Below are 17193 nucleotides of genomic sequence, written 5' to 3'. Positions count from 1 at the left end.
ACTGGTGCCATGGAACGGGTCTGCTTCACCTTGCAGGTGCGCGACGGGTGCCTGGCGGAGTACGCGCAGCGGCATGCCGAGGTCTGGCCGGAAATGCGGCAGGCGCTGTGGGACGCCGGCTGGCACAACTACTCGATCTTCGCTCGTCCGGACGGCCTGGTGATCGGCTACTTCGAGACCGACGACTTCGACGCGGCGCTCGCGGCCATGGATGGCCTGGCGATCAATGCGCGCTGGCAAGCGGAGATGGCGCCACTGGTGCAGGCCGACGAGGGCCGCCGCGTCGACGAGTCGCTGAACCGCCTCCCGATGATCTTCCAGCTCCACCGGGACCCCGCCGACGAGCGCTGATTCTCGGCTGACCAGCTGGCCCACCACCTCGGGAACCCTGGAAACTGTGCAGCTCCTGCAGGGTGAAACGTTTCGGAGTTGCATCTTCTGCACAGTTTCCCGGAACGGCCGGGCGCGAGCGCGGCCAGCACTGAGCAGCGCGTCGCGGGGTGCAGGAGCGAGGCTTGCCGAGCGAGGCGATTCAGCGCGTGCGGGTGACGACCGTGTCGCAGAGCTCGGCGAGGGCGTCCTTGGCGGGGCCGTCGGGCAGCGGGGCGAGCAGGCGGCGGGCGGCGGCGGCCCGGCGCTGCACCTCGGCGCGCGCCTCGGCGACGGCCCGGTGGGCGCGGAGCAGCGAGAGGGCCTCGGCCAGTGCCTCGTCGGAGCCGAGGTCGCCGCCGAGCAGCTCACCCAGCCGGGCGTCCGCCGGATCGATCGGATCCGGCCCGATCGCCCGACGGGCGAGCAGGGTCGGCAGGGTGAGTACGCCCTCGCGCAGGTCGGTGCCCGGGGTCTTGCCGGTTTCGTCGCTGGTGATGTCGATGATGTCGTCGCTGAGCTGGAACACGACGCCGATCTCCTCGCCGAAGCGCTGAAGCGCCGCCTGGACGTCCGCGGATGCGCCGGCCAGCCTGGCGCCGAACACTGCCGAGGTCGCGATCAGCGAACCGGTCTTGTCCGCGATCACCGCGAGATAGTGCTCGAGCGGGTCGCTCTCCCCCGGGCCGACCGTCTCGGCGATCTGGCCCTGCACCAGCCGGGCGAACGTCCGGGCCTGGAGCTTGACGTAGTCCGGGCCGAGCTCGGCCACCAGATCCGAGGCGCGGGCGAACAGGAAGTCGCCGACCAGGATCGCGACCGTGTTGCCCCAGCGGGCGTTCGCGCTCGGCGCGGCCCGGCGGAGCAGCGCCTCGTCCATCACGTCGTCGTGGTACAGGCTGGCCACGTGGGTGAGTTCGACCACCACGGCCGCCTTCACCACGTCCTCGGGCACCGCGGACGGGCCGAACTGCGACGCGAGCACCACCAGCAGCGGCCGGAACCGCTTGCCGCCGGCGGAGATGACGTGCCGGGCCGCCTCCGTCACCAGAGCTGTGTCCGCCGTCGCCGCCTCCAGCAGGGCGGTCTCCACCTGCTCGAGGTGGGCGCGGGTCGTCAGCTCGAGCGCATCGTCTCGGGTCCGTTCGGCCAGCACGTCACTCCTACCTCAGGTCGTCCGGCGTCTCAGCGGACGAACTCGCTCGCCTGCTGGGCCAGCGCGAGCATCGGACCCGGGAAGACGCCTAGGGCCACAGTAGCGAGCACCCCAACCCCGACGGCGACGAGCGTTCCGGCACCCGGACGCGCGATCTCGGGCACCGGGCCGACCGGATCGGTGAAGAACATCAGCACGATCACCCGAATGTAGAAGAACGCCGCGACTACGCTGATCACCACCGCGACCACCACCAGCCAGTGCTCACCACCCGTCCAGGCGCTGGCGAAGACCGCCCATTTGCCGATGAAACCGCTGGTCAGCGGGATGCCGGCGAAGCTGAGCAGGAACACCGAGAACACCCCGGCGGCCAGCGGCGAGCGCCGGCCCATGCCGACCCAGCCGCTGAGCGCCGTCGACTCACCGCCCACGTCGCGGACCGTGGTGATCAGCGCGAACGCACCGACCGTTGCCGCGCCGTAGGCCACCAGATAGAACATCACCGCCGAGATCGACGTCAGCGAGCCCGCTGGGGCGCCGCTGGCCAGCTGCGAGGCGCCGACGAACGCGGTCATCAAGAAGCCGGCGTGCGCGATCGAGGAGTACGCGAGCATCCGCTTGACGTCGGTCTGGGTGATGGCGAGCACCGATCCCAGCGCCATCGTCGCCACCGCCAGGATCGCCATCAGCGGCTGCCAGTCCCAGCGCGCGGCACCGAGCCCGACGTAGAACACCCGCATCAGCGCCCCGATCGCGGCGATCTTCGTGCAGGCCGCCATGAAGCCGGTGACCGGCGTCGGCGCTCCGGTGTAGACGTCGGGGGTCCAGGCGTGGAACGGCACCGCGCCGAACTTGAACAGCAGCCCGACTCCGATCAGCGCCATCCCGGCCAGCAGCAGGCCGTAGCCCTGCGTACCGGCCTGCATCGCGGCGTCGATGGCGGGCAGGTCGAACGAGCCGGTGTAGCCGTAGAGCAGCGCCGCCCCGTACACGAAGAACGCCGAGGACAGCGCGCCGAGCAGGAAGTACTTCATCGCCGCTTCCTGCGACAGCAGGCGCCGCCGGCGGGCCATCCCGCACAACAGATACAGCGGCAGCGACAAGATCTCCAGCGCGATGAACATGGTGATCAGGTCGTTCGACGCCGGGAACAGCATCATGCCCGACAGCGCGAACAGCGCCAGCGGGAAGACCTCGGTGTGCTCGACGCGGGCGGCCAACGCCTCCTGCTCGGCGGGGCTGCCCGGCACGGCGGATGCTTGCGGGGTGAACACGCTGGCGCCGTCGAGTTTGCGCTCGTCGAAGACCAGTAGCGACACCCCGCCGAGCACGAGCAGGATTCCCCACATGAAGTACGTCGGCCCGTCCAGCGCCACCGAACCGACGGCGGTGATCGCCTCACCCTTGCCGCTGGACCAGTTGATCACCAGCACCAGCAGCGCGACCACGATCGAGCCGAAGGCCAGCAGCAGCTGGATCGGCCGGCGCATCGACCGTGGGGCGAACGCCTCGACCCCGACCCCGAGGCAGGCGGCGGCGAAGATGAGGATGAACGGCAGCAGCAGCGCGTACTCGATGGTGGGCGCGGTGATCTCCAGAACCGGCATCATCGGCCTCCCTCCGCGCTGATCGTGGGTTGTGGATCGGTGACCCCGACATGTTGCATGGTGGCGGTCACCGCGGGCGTGATCGCGTCCAGCATCGGCTTGGGATAGATGCCGAGGGCGAGGATGAGCAGGACCAGCGGAACCATGGCGACCCGCTCACGCGCGTTCAGGTCGGTGGTCACCGACTGCTCCACCTCCGGCGTGACCGGACCGGTCATCGTCTTCTGGTACATGATCAAGATGTAGAGCGCGGCCAGCACGATCGCCAGGGTGGAGACCACCGCGACCGCGGAGTAGCGCGAGAACGTACCTGCCAGCACCATGAACTCCGAGACGAAGCTGGACAGCCCCGGCAGCGACAAGGTGGAAAGGCCGGCGAACAGGAACAGCCCGGCCAGCACCGGCGCCACCTTCGCCACCCCGCCGAAGTCGTCGACCGTGCGGGCGCCGCGACGCTTGATCAGATAGCCGGCGACGAGGAACAAGGTCGCGGTCGACAGCCCGTGGTTCAGCATGTAGAGGGTCGAGCCGACCATGCTCTGCGAGGTGAGGGCGAAGATGCCGAGCACGATGAAGCCGAAGTGGCTGATCGAGGTGAACGCGATCAACCGCATGATGTCCTTGCTGCCGATGGCCAGGATCGCGCCGTAGAGGATCGAGATCACCGCCAGCACGATCACCACCGGGGTTGCCCACTGGCTCGCCTCGGGGAAGATGCCGAGGCAGAACCGGATCATCCCGAAGGTGCCGATCTTGTCCATCACGCCGACCATCATGGTCGCGCCGCCGGGGGTCGACTGCTCCGCGGCATCGGGCAGCCAGGTGTGCAGCGGGACCAGCGGCGCCTTGATCGCGAACGCGAACATGAAGCCGACGAACAGCCAGCGACCGGTATCGGTCGGGATCTGCAGCTGCATCAGGTCCGACAGTAGGTAGCTGGCCTTGCCGGCCTGGGCGGAGATGACGTACAGCCCGATCACCGAGGCCAGCATGACGAAGCCACCGAGCAGGCCGAAGATCAAGAACTTGCTGGCCGCGTAGGCCCGGCGAGCTCCGCCGAAGCCCCCGATCAGGAAGTACATCGGGATCAGGATGACCTCGAAGAAGACGTAGAACAAGAACACGTCGGTGGCCAGGAACAGGTACAGCGCGCAGGTCTCGACCAGCAGCACCAGTGCGAAGAAGACCCGGGCGTCGTACTTGGGCGGGAGCTGCTCGCCCGCCGCGGTGCGGGTGCCGGAGCGCAGCGGAGCACCGTCGAAGTCGTGCCAGCTGGCCACGATCACCAGTGGTGTGATGACGACGGCGAGAATCACCAGGGTGAGCCCGATGCCGTCCAGGCCGAGGGCGTAGTGGGCGCCCAGCGGTGCGATCCAGACCGCGTCCTCGACGAACTGCATTCCGCCGCCGGGGGTGTAGGAGAACCCGACGACGGCCGCCACCAGCACCGTGGCGAGGGAGAACACGAGTGCGACGAGCTTGGCGCCGCCACCCTTGACGAAGATCAGCAGCAGCGCGCCGACGGCGGGCAGCAGGGCCAGCACGGTCAACCACGGAAACATCGGCTCGCCCCCCTCAGCCCACTCGTCCGAGGACCAGCACGACGCCGACCACCGCGGCGCCGAGCACCATGGCCAGCGCGTAGCTCCGGACGAAACCGTTCTGCACCCGGCGCAACCGCCCGGACAGGTGGGCGATGCCGCCGGCGGTGCCGTTCACGGCCCCGTCGATACCGCCGTCGTCGAACGCCACCAGTCCGCTGGTCAGCTGCTGACCCGGCCGCATGAACACCGCCTCGTTGAACGCGTCGCCGTACAGGTCGTTGCGGCCCGCCAGCACGAACGGCGACCGCGTCTCGGGCGCCACCATGGGGATCTCCTTGCGCGGGCCGAAGATCAGGAAGGCGATCAGCACACCGATCGCGACCACCACGAGCGTGATGAGGCCGAGCACCGAGAAGTGCAGCAGGCTCGGCGTGGTCTCCTCGACGCCACCCACTGCCGGATCCAGCCAGCCGCCGATCCAGTTGTTCAACAACGCACCACCGATCACCGACATGATGCCGAGGATGATCAGCGGGACGGTCATCACCAGCGGCGACTCGTGCGGATGGCGGATCGGCCCGTCGCCGGCCTCGTCCTCGGACTTGCGCCAGCGCCGCCGGCCGCTGAAGGTCATCAGCATCAGCCGGGTCATGTAGAACGCGGTCACCCCCGCACCCAGCATGGCCAGCAGACCGACCACCGTGTTGTGCTCGAACGCGACCTCGATGATCGGGTCCTTGGAGTAGTAGCCGTCGAAGAACGGGAAGCCGATGATCGCCAGATAGCCGGCGGCGAACGTGATGAAGGTGACCCGCATCACCCGAGCCAGGCCGCCGTAGTGGCGCATGTTCACGTCGTCGTCCATGCCGTGCATCACCGAGCCGGCACCGAGGAACATGTCCGCCTTGAAGAAGCCGTGGGTGAGCAGGTGGAAGATCGCGAACGGGTAGCCGGCGGGCCCGATCCCGGCGGCCAGCATCATGTAGCCGATCTGGGACATGGTGGACCCGGCCAGCACCTTCTTGATGTCGTCCTTGGCGCAGCCGATCCAGGCACCGAACAGCAGGGTCACGGTGGCGACGATCACGACCACGGTGGAGGCCGCCTCGGTCTGGGCGAAGACGGCGCCGCTGCGGACGATCAGGTAGACGCCCGCGGTCACCATGGTGGCCGCGTGGATCAGGGCCGAGACCGGGGTCGGGCCCTCCATCGCGTCCAGCAGCCAGGACTGCAGCGGCACCTGCGCGGACTTCCCGCAGGCGGCGAGCAGCAGCAACAGGCCGAGCACGGTCGCGGTGGCCGGGCTGACCTTCGGCATCCCCTCGTTCACCGCGAGGAACGACGACGCCCCGAAGGTGGCCAGCATCAGCATGATCGCGATCGACATGCCCATGTCGCCGACCCGGTTGACCACGAACGCCTTCTTGGCCGCGGTCGCGGCGGTCGGCTTGTGCTGCCAGAACCCGATCAGCAGGTACGAGGCAAGGCCGACGCCCTCCCAGCCGACGAACAGCGCGAGGTAGTTGTCGGCCAGCACCAGCAGCAGCATCGCGGCCACGAACAGGTTCAAGAAGGCGAAGAACTTGCGCCGGTCCGGATCGTGCGCCATGTAGCCGATGGAGTAGATGTGGATCAGCCCGCCGACGCCGGTGATCAGCAGCACGAACAGGATCGACAGCTGGTCGATCCACAGCCCGACGTTCACGTCCCAGCCACCGGTGGGGATCCAGGAGAACAGCGGCACGTCGACCGCCCGCTCGGCGACCGGCCGGCCGAGCAGGTTCGCGAACAGCACAACGCCGATGACGAACGAGATCCACGGCGTGACCACGCCGAGCAGGTGCCCCCAGGCGTTGCTCGCCCGGCCCGCGAGCAGCAGGATCGCGGCGCCGACCGCGGGCACCGCGATCATCAGCCAGGCGTAGTCGAACAGGCCGGTGGGCGGCACCGGGGTGACGACTTCGAGAAGATTCATCCCCGCCTCAGAACTTCAGAAGGTTCGCGTCGTCGACCGAGGCCGAACGCCTGGTCCGGAAGATCGTGACGATGATGGCCAGCCCGACCACGACCTCGGCCGCCGCGACCACCATCACGAAGAAGGCCGCGACCTGTCCGTCCAGCGTGCCGTGCATCCGGGAGAACGCGACCAGCGACAGGTTCGCGGCGTTGAGCATCAGCTCGACGCACATGAACGCGACGATCGCGTTGCGGCGAACCATGAAGCCGATCGTGCCGATCGTGAACAGGATCGCCGACAAGACGATGTAGTACGTCGGGCTCACCGCGACTCCTCCGATCCGGAGCTCGCCGGTCCGGGCGCGAGCTCGGGGCTGTGATCGAGCCGGGTGCCGGCGTACGGCTCCCGGGCCGACGGATCCTCGTCCTCGCCGGCGATCGCCCGAACCGTCCGCCGGACCGGGGCGACCAGCTCGGCGGCATCGAGGATCTCCCCACGCGACTTGAGCGTGGCCGACACCGACCGCTCCGCGATGGAACCGTCGGGCAGCAGGGCCGGGGTGTCGACCGCGTTGTGCCGGGCGAAGACGCCGGGCGTCGGCAGCGGGCCGGGGTGCTCGCCGGCGTCGGCATAGCGCCGCATCCGCTCGGCGACCAACTCGTTCTGGCCCTTCTTCTTGGTCAGCCGCTCGCGATGCGCCAGCACCATCGCCCCGACGGCGGCGGTGATCAGCAGCGCGGACGTGGCCTCGAAGGCGAAGACGTAACGGGTGAAGATCAGTGCGGCGATGCCCTGGACGTTGCCCCCGTAGGCGCTGTTGGCGTCGTCCAGGCCGACCGGCTGGCCGACGATCGCGTTGCCCACCGCGAACACGAGCAGGCAGCCGACGCCGATCCCGGCGACCGCGGCAGCCGCTCGCTGACCCTTGATGGTCTCGATCAGCGAGTCCGCGGTGTCGACGCCGACCAGCATCAGCACGAACAAGAACAGCATCAAGATGGCGCCGGTGTAGACGATGATCTGCACCACGAACAGGAACGGCGCCTCCAGCGCCGCATACTGCACCGCGAGCGAGATCATCACCGTAGCCAGGCAGAGGGCGCAGTGCACCGCCTTCTTGGCGAAGATCAGGCCGAGCGCCGCGAGAATCATCACCGGCGCCAGCAGCCAGAACGCCACCTGTGCTCCGGTGGCCAGGGGGACGAGCCCGATCATCGCTTCCCCTTCAGTCCCTGGTTGATCTTGCGCGGCTCGTAGCCGCTGGTGGAACCGGCACGCTCGTCCGGCAGGCCGGTGGCCGGCAGACCGAGGAAATAGGTCTGTTCGTCGTCGCCGAGCCTGCGCGCGTGCGGCGGCTGCTCCATCCCGGGCAACAACGGTGCCAGCAGCTCCGACTTCTCATAGATCAGCTTTGCCCGGCTGTCGTCGGCCAGCTCGAACTCGTTCGTCATGGTCAGCGCGCGGGTCGGGCAGGCCTCGATGCACAGCCCGCACAGGATGCAGCGCAGGTAGTTGATCTGGTACACCCGGCCGTAGCGCTCGCCCGGGGAGAACCGCTCCTCGTCGGTGTTCTGCGCGCCCTCGACGTAGATCGCGTCCGCCGGACAGGCCCAGGCGCACAGCTCGCAGCCGACGCACTTCTCCAGGCCGTCGGGCCACCGGTTCAACTGGTGCCGGCCGTGGAACCGCGGCGCGGTGATCTTGGGACCCTTCGGGTATTCCTCGGTGAAGGTCTTGCGGAACATCGTCTTGAACGTCACGCCGAAGCCCGCAATGGGGTCGAAGATGCCCATCTATGTCGTCCCGTCCACATCGTCGGTGTCGCGTCTGGGTGGTCCCGGCGGCGCCTCGTCGGCCGTTGCGGAGACCACCCCGGCCAGCTCGGGCAGCACCTGGTCGCCCTGCGGAGGGACCGGATAGCCGCCGGCGAAGGCATCGAACTCCGTGCTCTCGGGCACGGGTTCGGGCTCGGCCTGGTCCTTGCCGCCGAAGAAGGCGAAGGCGATCAGGGCGATCACGATCACCACCGCGACGATCTTCGCCGCCGGGCTGGCGAACCAGTTGTCGGCCCGGGCGATCTGGAAGGTGGCGACGGCGACGATCCAGACCAGCGAGATCGGGATCAGCCAGCGCCAGCCGAAGCGCATGAACTGGTCGTAGCGCAACCGCGGCAGGGTTCCGCGCAGCCAGATGAAGATGAACAGGAAGAACAAGACCTTGAGAATGAACCAGAGCAGACCCCAGTAGCCGGTGTCGATGGCCGGGATCAGGTTGAACGGGATCGGCGCCCGGTAGCCGCCGAGGAACAGCGTGGTGGCCAGCGCGGACACGGTGATCATGTTCATGTACTCGGCCATGAAGAACATGGCGAAGCGCATCGAGGAGTACTCGGTGTGGAATCCGCCGACCAGCTCGCCCTCGGCCTCGGGCAGGTCGAACGGCGCCCGGTTGGTCTCGCCGACCATCGAGACCAGATAGATCACGAACGACGGCAGCAGGGTGATCGCGTACCAGCTGGGCAGTGGGATGTTCAGCCCGCCCACGGCGAGGTGGTTCACCTGCGCCTGAGCGGCGACGATCTCGGACGTGGACAGCGAATGGGCGTAGAGGAACACCGCGACCAGGGCCAGACCCATCGCGACCTCGTAGCTGATCACCTGGGCGCTGGAGCGGAGCGCGCCGAGCAGCGAGTACGTCGACCCCGACGACCAGCCGGCGAGCACGATCCCGTAGACGCCGATCGAGGCGACCGCGACGATGAACAGCACCGACACCGGCAGGTCGGTGACCTGCAGCGGGGTGACGATGTCGGTGAACGGAACCTGCACCGGACCGGCCATCGGGATCACGGCGAAGGCGGTGATCGCCGGGATCGCCATCACGAACGGGGCCAGCATGAACACGACCCGGTCGGCCGCGGTCGGGGTGAAGTCCTCCTTGAACATGAGCTTCATGCCGTCGGCCAGGGACTGCAGCAGACCGAACGGGCCGTTCATGTTCGGGCCCTTGCGGTGCTGCATCAAGGCGACCACGCGGCGTTCGTACCAGATGGTGAACAGCGTCATCACCAGCAGTACGACGAACGCGAAGACGGCCTTCAGCAGCACGACCCACCAGGGTGCGGCCCCGAAGATCGTCAGATCCAGTGGCACGGTCGTCACGACTCGCTCCCTCCGGCGTCGTGGTGGCTGGGCGGCGAGGCGACCACCGGCGTCAGCGTGACCAGGTCTCCGGCGACCGCGGCCAGGTTCTCCGCCAGCCCGTGCCGGGGCGCCCGGGTCGGTGCCCAGACCACGCCGACCGGCATGTCGTCGACGATCTCCACCGGGAGCGTGATCGAGCCCCGCTCGGTGCCGATCGTCGCCGCATTCGTGATCCCCGCGTCCGCTGCCGTGGCCGGGCCGAGCCGGAGCACCGGGCGGCGGGCCGTGGCCATCAGATGCGGTTCGCCGGCCATCGCCGAGCTCTCGTCCAGACCGAGCCGCCAGCTGGCCAGGATCGCCTGACCGCCCTCCGGGCTGACCGACTGCTGGGGCGAGGTGTCCGGCGCGATCCGCCGCGGACCCTGCCAAGCGCCGAGCTCGATCAGCTCCGACCGAGCCTGTGCGGGCGTACGGAAGCCGAGGTCGGTGCCGAACGCGTCCGCGAGCGCGGCCAGCACCCGGAGATCGGTCAGCTCGGTCGGCCGCGGGATGGCGGCCTCGAAGCCGCGCTCGCGGCCCTCCCAGTCGAGGAAGGTGCCCGACCGCTGCTCCATCAGCGTGACCGGGAGAACGACGTCGGCGCGTTCGGTCACCGCCGTCTGGCGGGTCTCGATGCTGACCACGAAGCCTGCGTTCTCCAGGCCGTGCAGCGCTGACTCCGGGTCGCTCAGGTCGTTCGGATCGACGCCGGCGACGATCAGCGCGGCGAGCTCGCCGTGGCCGGCGGCCCGCAGCATCTCGTCCGCGTCCCGCCCGTCGTGTCCCGGCAGGACGTCGAGGCCCCAGGCGGCCTGGGTGTCGACCCGCGCGGCGGCGTCGGTGACCGGACGACCGCCCGGCAGCAGATTCGGCAGGCAGCCAGCCTCGACCGCGCCGCGGTCACCGGCCCGGCGCGGCACCCAAGCCAGCCGGGCACCGGTGCGCTCGGCCAGCCGCAGGACGGCACTCAGCGTGCCCGGGACGATCGCCGCGCGCTCGCCGACCAGGATGACCGCATCCGCGTCGAGGTCGTCGGCACCGATCCGGTCCAGCGTGGCCGGCTCGTCGCCGGGCACGGTCGGGATCAGGGTCGCGCCGTGCTTGCGGGCCCCGTTGCCGAGGTACGGAGCCAGTGTCCAGGACTTCAGCCCCCGCTTCCGAAACGCCTTGCGGAGCCGGAGGAAGATCGCGCCGGCCTCGTCCTCGGCCTCCAGCGCGACCAGCAGCACGCCGGACGCCGACTCCAGATCCGCGTACGTGACCGCGCCCGCGGTGCCGAACGCGACTCCCCGGCCGGCGACGGCGTGGGCGAGGAATTCCGCCTCCTCGTGGCTGTGCGGCCGGGACCGGAAGTCGATGTCATTGCTGCCCAGCACCGTCCGGGCGAACTTGCCATAGGCGTACGCGTCCTCGACCGTGAGACGACCACCGGTGATCACGCCGACGCCGATTGAATTCTCGCGGGGGGACGACCCCCCGGCCCCCCCTACCTCGTCCGGTTCCGCGTTCAGGGTCCCGTCCAGCGCTGCCTTCAACCCGCGGACGGCGACGTCGATCGCCTCCGGCCAGGACGCGGGACGCAGTACGTCTCCGTCCCGGACGAGAGGACGGGTGAGCCGGTCCGGCCCCCGGCCGTAGACGAAGGCGAACCGGTCCTTGTCGGTGATCCACTCCTCGTTCACCTCGGGATCGTCGCCGGCCATCCGGCGCATCACGGTGCCCCGCCGGTAGTCGATCCGGATCGCGCTGCCGCAGGCGTCGTGCTCGGCGATGCTCGGCACCGAGACGAGGTCGAACGGGCGGGAGCGGAACCGGTATTCCGCGCTGGTCAGTGCGCCCACCGGGCAGATCTGGATGACGTTGCCGGAGAAGTAGGACTCGTACGGCTGGCGCTCGTAGATTCCGACCTGCTGCAGCGCCCCGCGCTCGATCAGCGCGATGAACGGGTCGCCGGAGACCTGCTCGGAGAACCGGGTGCAGCGGGCGCAGAGCACGCACCGCTCGCGGTCCAGCAGGACCTGGGCGGAGATGTGGATCGGCTTCGGGTACGTCCGCTTGACGTCGGTGAACCGGCTCTCACCGTAGCCGTGGGACATGGCCTGGTTCTGCAGCGGGCACTCGCCGCCCTTGTCGCAGATCGGGCAGTCCAGCGGGTGGTTGATCAGCAGGAACTCCATGTTCCCGTGCTGCGCCTTGTCCGCGACCGGCGAGGTGACCTGGGTCTTCACCACCATGCCGGGGGCGACCTCGAGGGTGCAGGACGCCTGCGGTTTGGGGATCGGCCGGCCGTTGCCGGCGTCTGGCACCTCGACCAAGCACTGCCGGCAGGCGCCGACCGGGTCCAGCAGCGGGTGATCGCAGAAGCGTGGGATCTCGGTGCCGATCAGCTCGGCCGCGCGGATCACCAGGGTCCCCTTCGGCACGCTCACCTCGACGTCGTCGATGGTGAGGGTGACCAGGTCCTCGCGCTTCTCGACGTCGGCGCCGGCGTTGCTCGTGACGGTCACCGGACTCCCCCTTCTTCCGAGTTGTCAGGTTCTGAGCGCGCTATAGCGAGCTGAGAACCTGACAACTCGGGGTGTGTGGTGCTCATGCGCCCGCACCCGCGGTGTCGCGGACGAAGATCGTGCTGCGTTCGTACGGGAACATCTCCCAGGCCGGGGTGTGCATGCCGGCCTCGAACTCGTCGCGGAAGAACTTGATGGCCGAGCTGATCGGGCTGGTCGCCCCGTCGCCGAGGGCGCAGAACGAGCGGCCGAGGATGTTCTCGCAGAGGTCGAGCAACTTCTCGATGTCGCCCTCCTCGCCACGGCCCGCCTCCAGCCGGGACAGGATCTGCACCAGCCACCAGGTGCCCTCCCGGCACGGGGTGCACTTGCCGCACGACTCGTGCTTGTAGAACTCGGTCCAGCGCAGCACCGTGCGGACCACCGAGGTGGTCTCGTCGAAGCACTGCAGCGCCTTGGTGCCGAGCATCGACTTCACGCTCGCCACCCCCTCGTAGTCCAGCGGCACGTCCAGGTGCTCCGCGGTGAGGATCGGCGTCGACGACCCACCCGGGGTCCAGAACTTGAGCTCGTGGCCCGGCCGGATCCCACCGGCGATGTCCAGCAGCTGCCGCAGCGTGATGCCGAGCGGGGCCTCGAACTGACCCGGGTTGGCCACGTGCCCGGACAGCGAATAGATCGTCATTCCCTTGGACTTCTCGGTGCCCATCGAGGCGAACCAGTCCGCGCCGTTGGCGACGATGCATGGCACCGAGGAGATCGACTCGACGTTGTTGATCACCGTCGGGCTGGCGTAGAGACCGGCGACCGCGGGGAACGGCGGGCGCAGCCGGGGCTGGCCGCGGCGACCCTCCAGCGAGTCGAGCAGGGCGGTCTCCTCACCGCAGATGTACGCTCCGGCGCCGGCGTGCACGACGATCTCCAGGTCGTAGCCCGTGCCGAGGATGTTCTTGCCGGCATAGCCCGCCGAGTACGCCTCACGGACCGCCTGCTGCAGCCGGCGGACCACGTGCAGCACCTCGCCACGGACGTAGATGAAGGCGTACGCCGCCCGGATCGCGTAGGCGGAGATGATCACGCCCTCGACCAGGGTGTGCGGCGAGGCCATCATCAGCGGGATGTCCTTGCAGGTGCCCGGCTCGGACTCGTCGGCGTTGACCACCAGGTATTTCGGCTTCGGGTTGTCCTGCGGGATGAACGACCACTTCATCCCGGTCGGGAACCCGGCGCCGCCGCGGCCGCGCAGACCGGAGTCCTTGACCATGCTCACCACGTCGGCGGGTGCCATCGCGAGCGCCTTCCGCAGCGCCTGATAGCCGCCGCGCCGGCTGTAGTTCACGTAGCTCCAAGCCCTCTCGTCGCCCCAGTTGGCGGTGAGCACGGGCGTCAACGGATCAGGCATCCGCGTTCCCTTCGGAGTCGGGCTGCTGCTCGTCCGACGGCTGGGTCCCCGGCGCCGTCCAGCCGTTCTGCTCGGCGATCCGCAGGCCCAGCAGCGAAGGCTCGCCGGCCGTCGGGCCCTCGTCGGCACGCCCGTCGGGGAAGCCGGCCAGCACCCGCTCGGCCTGCCGCCAGGTGCAGACCCGCGCACCCCGAGTGGCGGTCACCTCCTCGCCGGCGCGCAGCGCGTCGACGACCTCGACGGCTCGCTCGGGGGTGGTGTTGTCGAAGAACTCCCAGTTGACCATCATCACCGGGGCGAAGTCGCAGGCCGCGTTGCACTCGATGTGCTCGAGGGTGATCTTGCCGTCGGTGGTGGTCTCGTCGTTGCCGACCCCGAGGTGGTCCTGCAGCGTGCTGAGCACCTCGTCGCCACCCATGATCGCGCAGAGCGCTGTGGTGCAGACGCCGACGTGGTATTCCCCGACCGGGCGCCGCTTGTACATCGTGTAGAACGTGGCGACCCCGGCGACATCGGCCTCAGAGATCCCCAAGATGTCGGCGCAGGCCTCGATCCCGGCCGGCGTGACCCGGCCCTCGACGCTCTGCACCAGGTGCAGCATCGGCAGCAGCGCCGACCGCGCCTGCGGATAGCGGGCAGCGATCAGGTGCAATTCCTCGACCGTCTCCGGCGGCAGGGTCGAGCGGTGGCTGTAGTCCAGGCTCGGCTGGTCGAAATGGCTGACGAAATGCCCGTGCCCGACCAGGTTCTCGCTCTCCACGTCCCCGCCGGCGTGCCCGCCGGAACGCGGTGCGGGTTCGGTGATGCTCACGCTGCCTCCTGTCCTGCCACCGAGACCATCCGAGCGCCCGCCGCGCCCCACTTCGCGCGCCCAACCGCGACTTCGCGCACCGTCCCCGACGCGCGAAGTAGCCCCCGAGTGCGCGAAGTGGTGAGGGAAGGGAGCGCGGGGGTGGGCGGGGCCTTGTCAGGGCGTGGTCGGGCGTTCCGAACGGAGCAGAGTCGGACGGAGCGCGGCGGAGTACGACGTCGCGCAGTGAGGAGGGCGGGACGAGGCCCCGCCCACCTCCGCGCGGACCCGACGACAGGAAGTTCCCGCAAACAGGCGATCAACGGTCGACACCGCCCATCACCGGGTCGAGCGAGGCGACCGCGACCACCACGTCCGACACCATCGCGCCCTCGCACATCGCCGGCATCGCCTGCAGGTTCACGAAGCTCGGATCGCGGAAGTGCGCCCGGAACGGCCGGGTCCCGCCGTCGGAGACCACGTGCGCGCCGATCTCGCCGCGCGGGCTCTCGATCGGGACGTACGCCTGCCCGGGCGGCACCCGGAAGCCCTCGGTGACCAGCTTGAAGTGATGGATCAGTGCCTCCATCGACTCGCCCATGATGTGCTTGATGTGCTCGTTGGAGTTGCCCATCCCGTCGCTGCCGATGGACAGCTGCGCCGGCCAGGCGATCTTCTTGTCGCCGATCATGATCGGCATGCCCGCCATCTTCTCCAGCCGCGCGACGCACTGCTCGACGATCTTGACGCTCTCCCACATCTCGTTCAGCCGGACCCGGAACCGGCCGTACGCGTCGGCGGTGTCCCAGGTCTGCACCTCGAAGTCGTAGGTCTCGTAGCCGCAGTAGGGCTGCTTCTTGCGCAGGTCCCAGTCGTAGCCGGTCGAGCGCAGGGTCGGACCGGTGATGCCCAGCGCGAGGCAGCCCGCCAGGTCGAGCTTGCCGACGTCGCAGAGCCGGCCCTTGAAGATCGGGTTGGCGTTGCAGAAGTCCGCGTACTCCGGCAGGTGCTTCTTCATCCAGACCACGAGTTCTTTGACCTTGTCCAGCGCGTTGCCGGGGATGTCCTGGGCGACGCCACCGGGCCGGATGTAGGCGTGGTTCATCCGCAGCCCGGTGATCAGCTCGAACACGTCCAGCACCATCTCGCGCTCGCGGAAGCCGATCGTCATCACGGTCAGCGCGCCGATCTCCATCCCGCCGGTGGCGATGCAGACCAGGTGGGAGGAGATCCGGTTCAGTTCCAGCATCAGCACCCGGATGACGTTCGCCTTCTCCGGGATCTGTTCCTCGATGTCCAGCAGCCGCTCCACCCCGAGGCAGTACGTCGTCTCCTGCGACAGCGGTGACAGGTAGTCCATCCGGGTGCAGAACGTCACGCCCTGCGTCCAGGTGCGGAACTCCATGTTCTTCTCGATGCCGGTGTGCAGGTAGCCGATGCCGCAGCGGGCCTCGGTGACCGACTCACCCTCCATCTCCAAGATCAGCCGGAGCACACCGTGCGTGGACGGGTGCTGCGGCCCCATGTTGACCACGATCCGCTCGTCGCCGCGCTCGGCCTGGTCGGCGACGAGGGAGTCCCAGTCCTGCCCGGTGACGGTGTAGACCCGGCCCTCCGCGGCATCGTCGCTTCCGTACGGATCCGGCCCGATCTGCGTCGGATCGAACGGGTCGGTAGTCGGCGCGTCAGCCGTGTCATTGCTCATCGGCGGAGCCTCTCGGGAGTGAGGATCGATTCCGAACGACGCGCAAAATCGAGCAGCGCCGAAGCTGTGTCGTTCGGAATCGTGACGAACGAGCGAGATTCAGCGAAGCCGATGGGCGTCGCGGAGCGCGGAGCGCGACCATCATGAATAGCTCCTTCGCTGATCGGGCGGCGGGATGACCGCGCCCTTGTATTCCACGTTGATGCCGCCGAGCGGGTAGTCCTTGCGCTGCGGGTGGCCGGGCCAGTCGTCCGGCATCAGGATGCGGGTCAGAGCGGGATGGCCGTCGAAGACGATCCCGAACATGTCGTAGGTCTCGCGCTCGTGCCAGTCCGCGGTCGGGTAGGTCGCGACCACGGACGGGATGTGCGGATCGGAGTCCGGCACGGAGACCTCCAGCCGGATCCGCCGGTTGTACGTCATCGACTGCAGGTGATAGACGGCGTGCAGCTCGCGGCCCTTGTCCTGCGGGTAGTGCACCCCGGACACGCTGCTGCAGAATTCGAACCGTAGGTGGGCATCGTCGCGCAGGTGCCGCACCAGGGTCGGCAACTGGGCCCGGGCGACGTGGAAGGTGATCTCGCCCCGATAGACCACGACCTTCTCGATCACGTCGGAGTAGTTCGGCACGAGCGAGTTGATCCGGTCGTCGACCTGGTCCCACCAACCGCCGTACGGGGGCTGGCTCGACGACGGGAAGTCGATCGTCCGGGACAGCCCGCCGTAGCCGGAGGTGTCGCCGCTGCCGTGCACCCCGAACATGCCGGTGCGCTTCTCGATGATCTCCTCGGTCGGCGTACCGGCGGCCACCTCGGCACCGGCCTGCTCGGCCTCGGTGTCGGTGGTCGCGACGTCCGGAGCGGCACCGGTCTGGGAGCCAACCTTCGTCTCCGCGTCCGGCTGCGACTCACCGCCCGGCACGGCGCCGGTGATCGGCGCCTTCGCGTCCGACTCGGTCTGCGGACCGAGCGGAT

At 68.9% G+C, this 17193-nt stretch carries 14 protein-coding genes; 1 reads left to right on the top strand and 13 read right to left on the bottom strand.

All coding sequences use genetic code 11. The annotated features are described in order from the left end of the window. The first annotated feature begins 9 nt into the window (after positions 1-9). Complete coding sequence (locus ABD747_RS07130) at positions 10-351, top strand: L-rhamnose mutarotase (protein ID WP_344802824.1); 342 nt, start codon at positions 10-12, stop codon at positions 349-351. A gap of 181 nt (positions 352-532) precedes the next feature. On the opposite strand, the gene ABD747_RS07125 is transcribed toward ABD747_RS07130, so the two are convergent. The 13 genes from ABD747_RS07125 to ABD747_RS07065 all read right to left on the bottom strand — a co-directional run bounded on the left by ABD747_RS07125 (position 533) and on the right by ABD747_RS07065 (position 17029). Further along, a complete protein-coding gene (locus ABD747_RS07125) occupies positions 533-1525 on the bottom strand; it encodes a polyprenyl synthetase family protein (RefSeq protein WP_425562495.1) in 993 nt (330 codons plus the stop codon). A 29-nt stretch (positions 1526-1554) separates the two neighbouring features. Then, entirely contained in the window at positions 1555-3132 is a 1578-nt protein-coding gene (nuoN, locus tag ABD747_RS07120) for an NADH-quinone oxidoreductase subunit NuoN (protein ID WP_425562500.1), read from the bottom strand. Then, on the bottom strand, positions 3132-4694 hold the full coding sequence (locus ABD747_RS07115) for an NADH-quinone oxidoreductase subunit M (RefSeq protein WP_344802820.1): 1563 nt from the start codon (positions 4692-4694) through the stop codon (positions 3132-3134). The genes nuoN and ABD747_RS07115 overlap by 1 nt, the downstream gene beginning before the upstream one ends. Before the next feature lie 13 nt (positions 4695-4707). Continuing rightward, entirely contained in the window at positions 4708-6651 is a 1944-nt protein-coding gene (nuoL, locus tag ABD747_RS07110; RefSeq protein WP_344802818.1) for an NADH-quinone oxidoreductase subunit L, read from the bottom strand. 7 nt (positions 6652-6658) lie between these two features. Next, positions 6659-6958, bottom strand: a complete 300-nt coding sequence (gene nuoK, locus ABD747_RS07105) for an NADH-quinone oxidoreductase subunit NuoK (RefSeq protein WP_344802816.1) — start codon at positions 6956-6958, stop codon at positions 6659-6661. After that, complete coding sequence (locus ABD747_RS07100; RefSeq protein ID WP_344802814.1) at positions 6955-7848, bottom strand: NADH-quinone oxidoreductase subunit J; 894 nt, start codon at positions 7846-7848, stop codon at positions 6955-6957. Before ABD747_RS07100 ends, nuoK begins: the two co-directional genes overlap by 4 nt. Further along, entirely contained in the window at positions 7845-8426 is a 582-nt protein-coding gene (gene nuoI, locus ABD747_RS07095; RefSeq protein WP_344802812.1) for an NADH-quinone oxidoreductase subunit NuoI, read from the bottom strand. The genes ABD747_RS07100 and nuoI overlap by 4 nt, the downstream gene beginning before the upstream one ends. Beyond that, complete coding sequence (nuoH, locus tag ABD747_RS07090; RefSeq protein ID WP_425562494.1) at positions 8427-9794, bottom strand: NADH-quinone oxidoreductase subunit NuoH; 1368 nt, start codon at positions 9792-9794, stop codon at positions 8427-8429. Beyond that, positions 9791-12322 carry an NADH-quinone oxidoreductase subunit G gene (locus ABD747_RS07085; RefSeq protein WP_344802810.1) on the bottom strand — a complete coding sequence of 844 codons (2532 nt, stop codon included), beginning with the start codon at positions 12320-12322 and terminating at the stop codon, positions 9791-9793. Before ABD747_RS07085 ends, nuoH begins: the two co-directional genes overlap by 4 nt. An 82-nt stretch (positions 12323-12404) precedes the next feature. Next, on the bottom strand, positions 12405-13724 hold the full coding sequence (gene nuoF, locus ABD747_RS07080; RefSeq protein ID WP_344802808.1) for an NADH-quinone oxidoreductase subunit NuoF: 1320 nt from the start codon (positions 13722-13724) through the stop codon (positions 12405-12407). Further along, positions 13717-14484, bottom strand: a complete 768-nt coding sequence (nuoE, locus tag ABD747_RS07075; RefSeq protein WP_425562499.1) for an NADH-quinone oxidoreductase subunit NuoE — start codon at positions 14482-14484, stop codon at positions 13717-13719. Before nuoE ends, nuoF begins: the two co-directional genes overlap by 8 nt. Positions 14485-14833: 349 nt before the next feature. Beyond that, positions 14834-16219, bottom strand: a complete 1386-nt coding sequence (locus ABD747_RS07070; RefSeq protein ID WP_344802806.1) for an NADH-quinone oxidoreductase subunit D — start codon at positions 16217-16219, stop codon at positions 14834-14836. A gap of 141 nt (positions 16220-16360) precedes the next feature. Then, positions 16361-17029, bottom strand: coding sequence for an NADH-quinone oxidoreductase subunit C (locus tag ABD747_RS07065; protein WP_425562498.1), 669 nt, complete (start codon positions 17027-17029; stop codon positions 16361-16363). Positions 17030-17193: the final 164 nt, after the last annotated feature.

The organism is Microlunatus ginsengisoli, from assembly GCF_039537205.1.
Lineage (GTDB): Bacteria > Actinomycetota > Actinomycetes > Propionibacteriales > Propionibacteriaceae > Microlunatus > Microlunatus ginsengisoli.
Note: the sequence above shows the minus strand (reverse complement) of the source record. Positions and strands in the feature narration are given on the sequence as shown.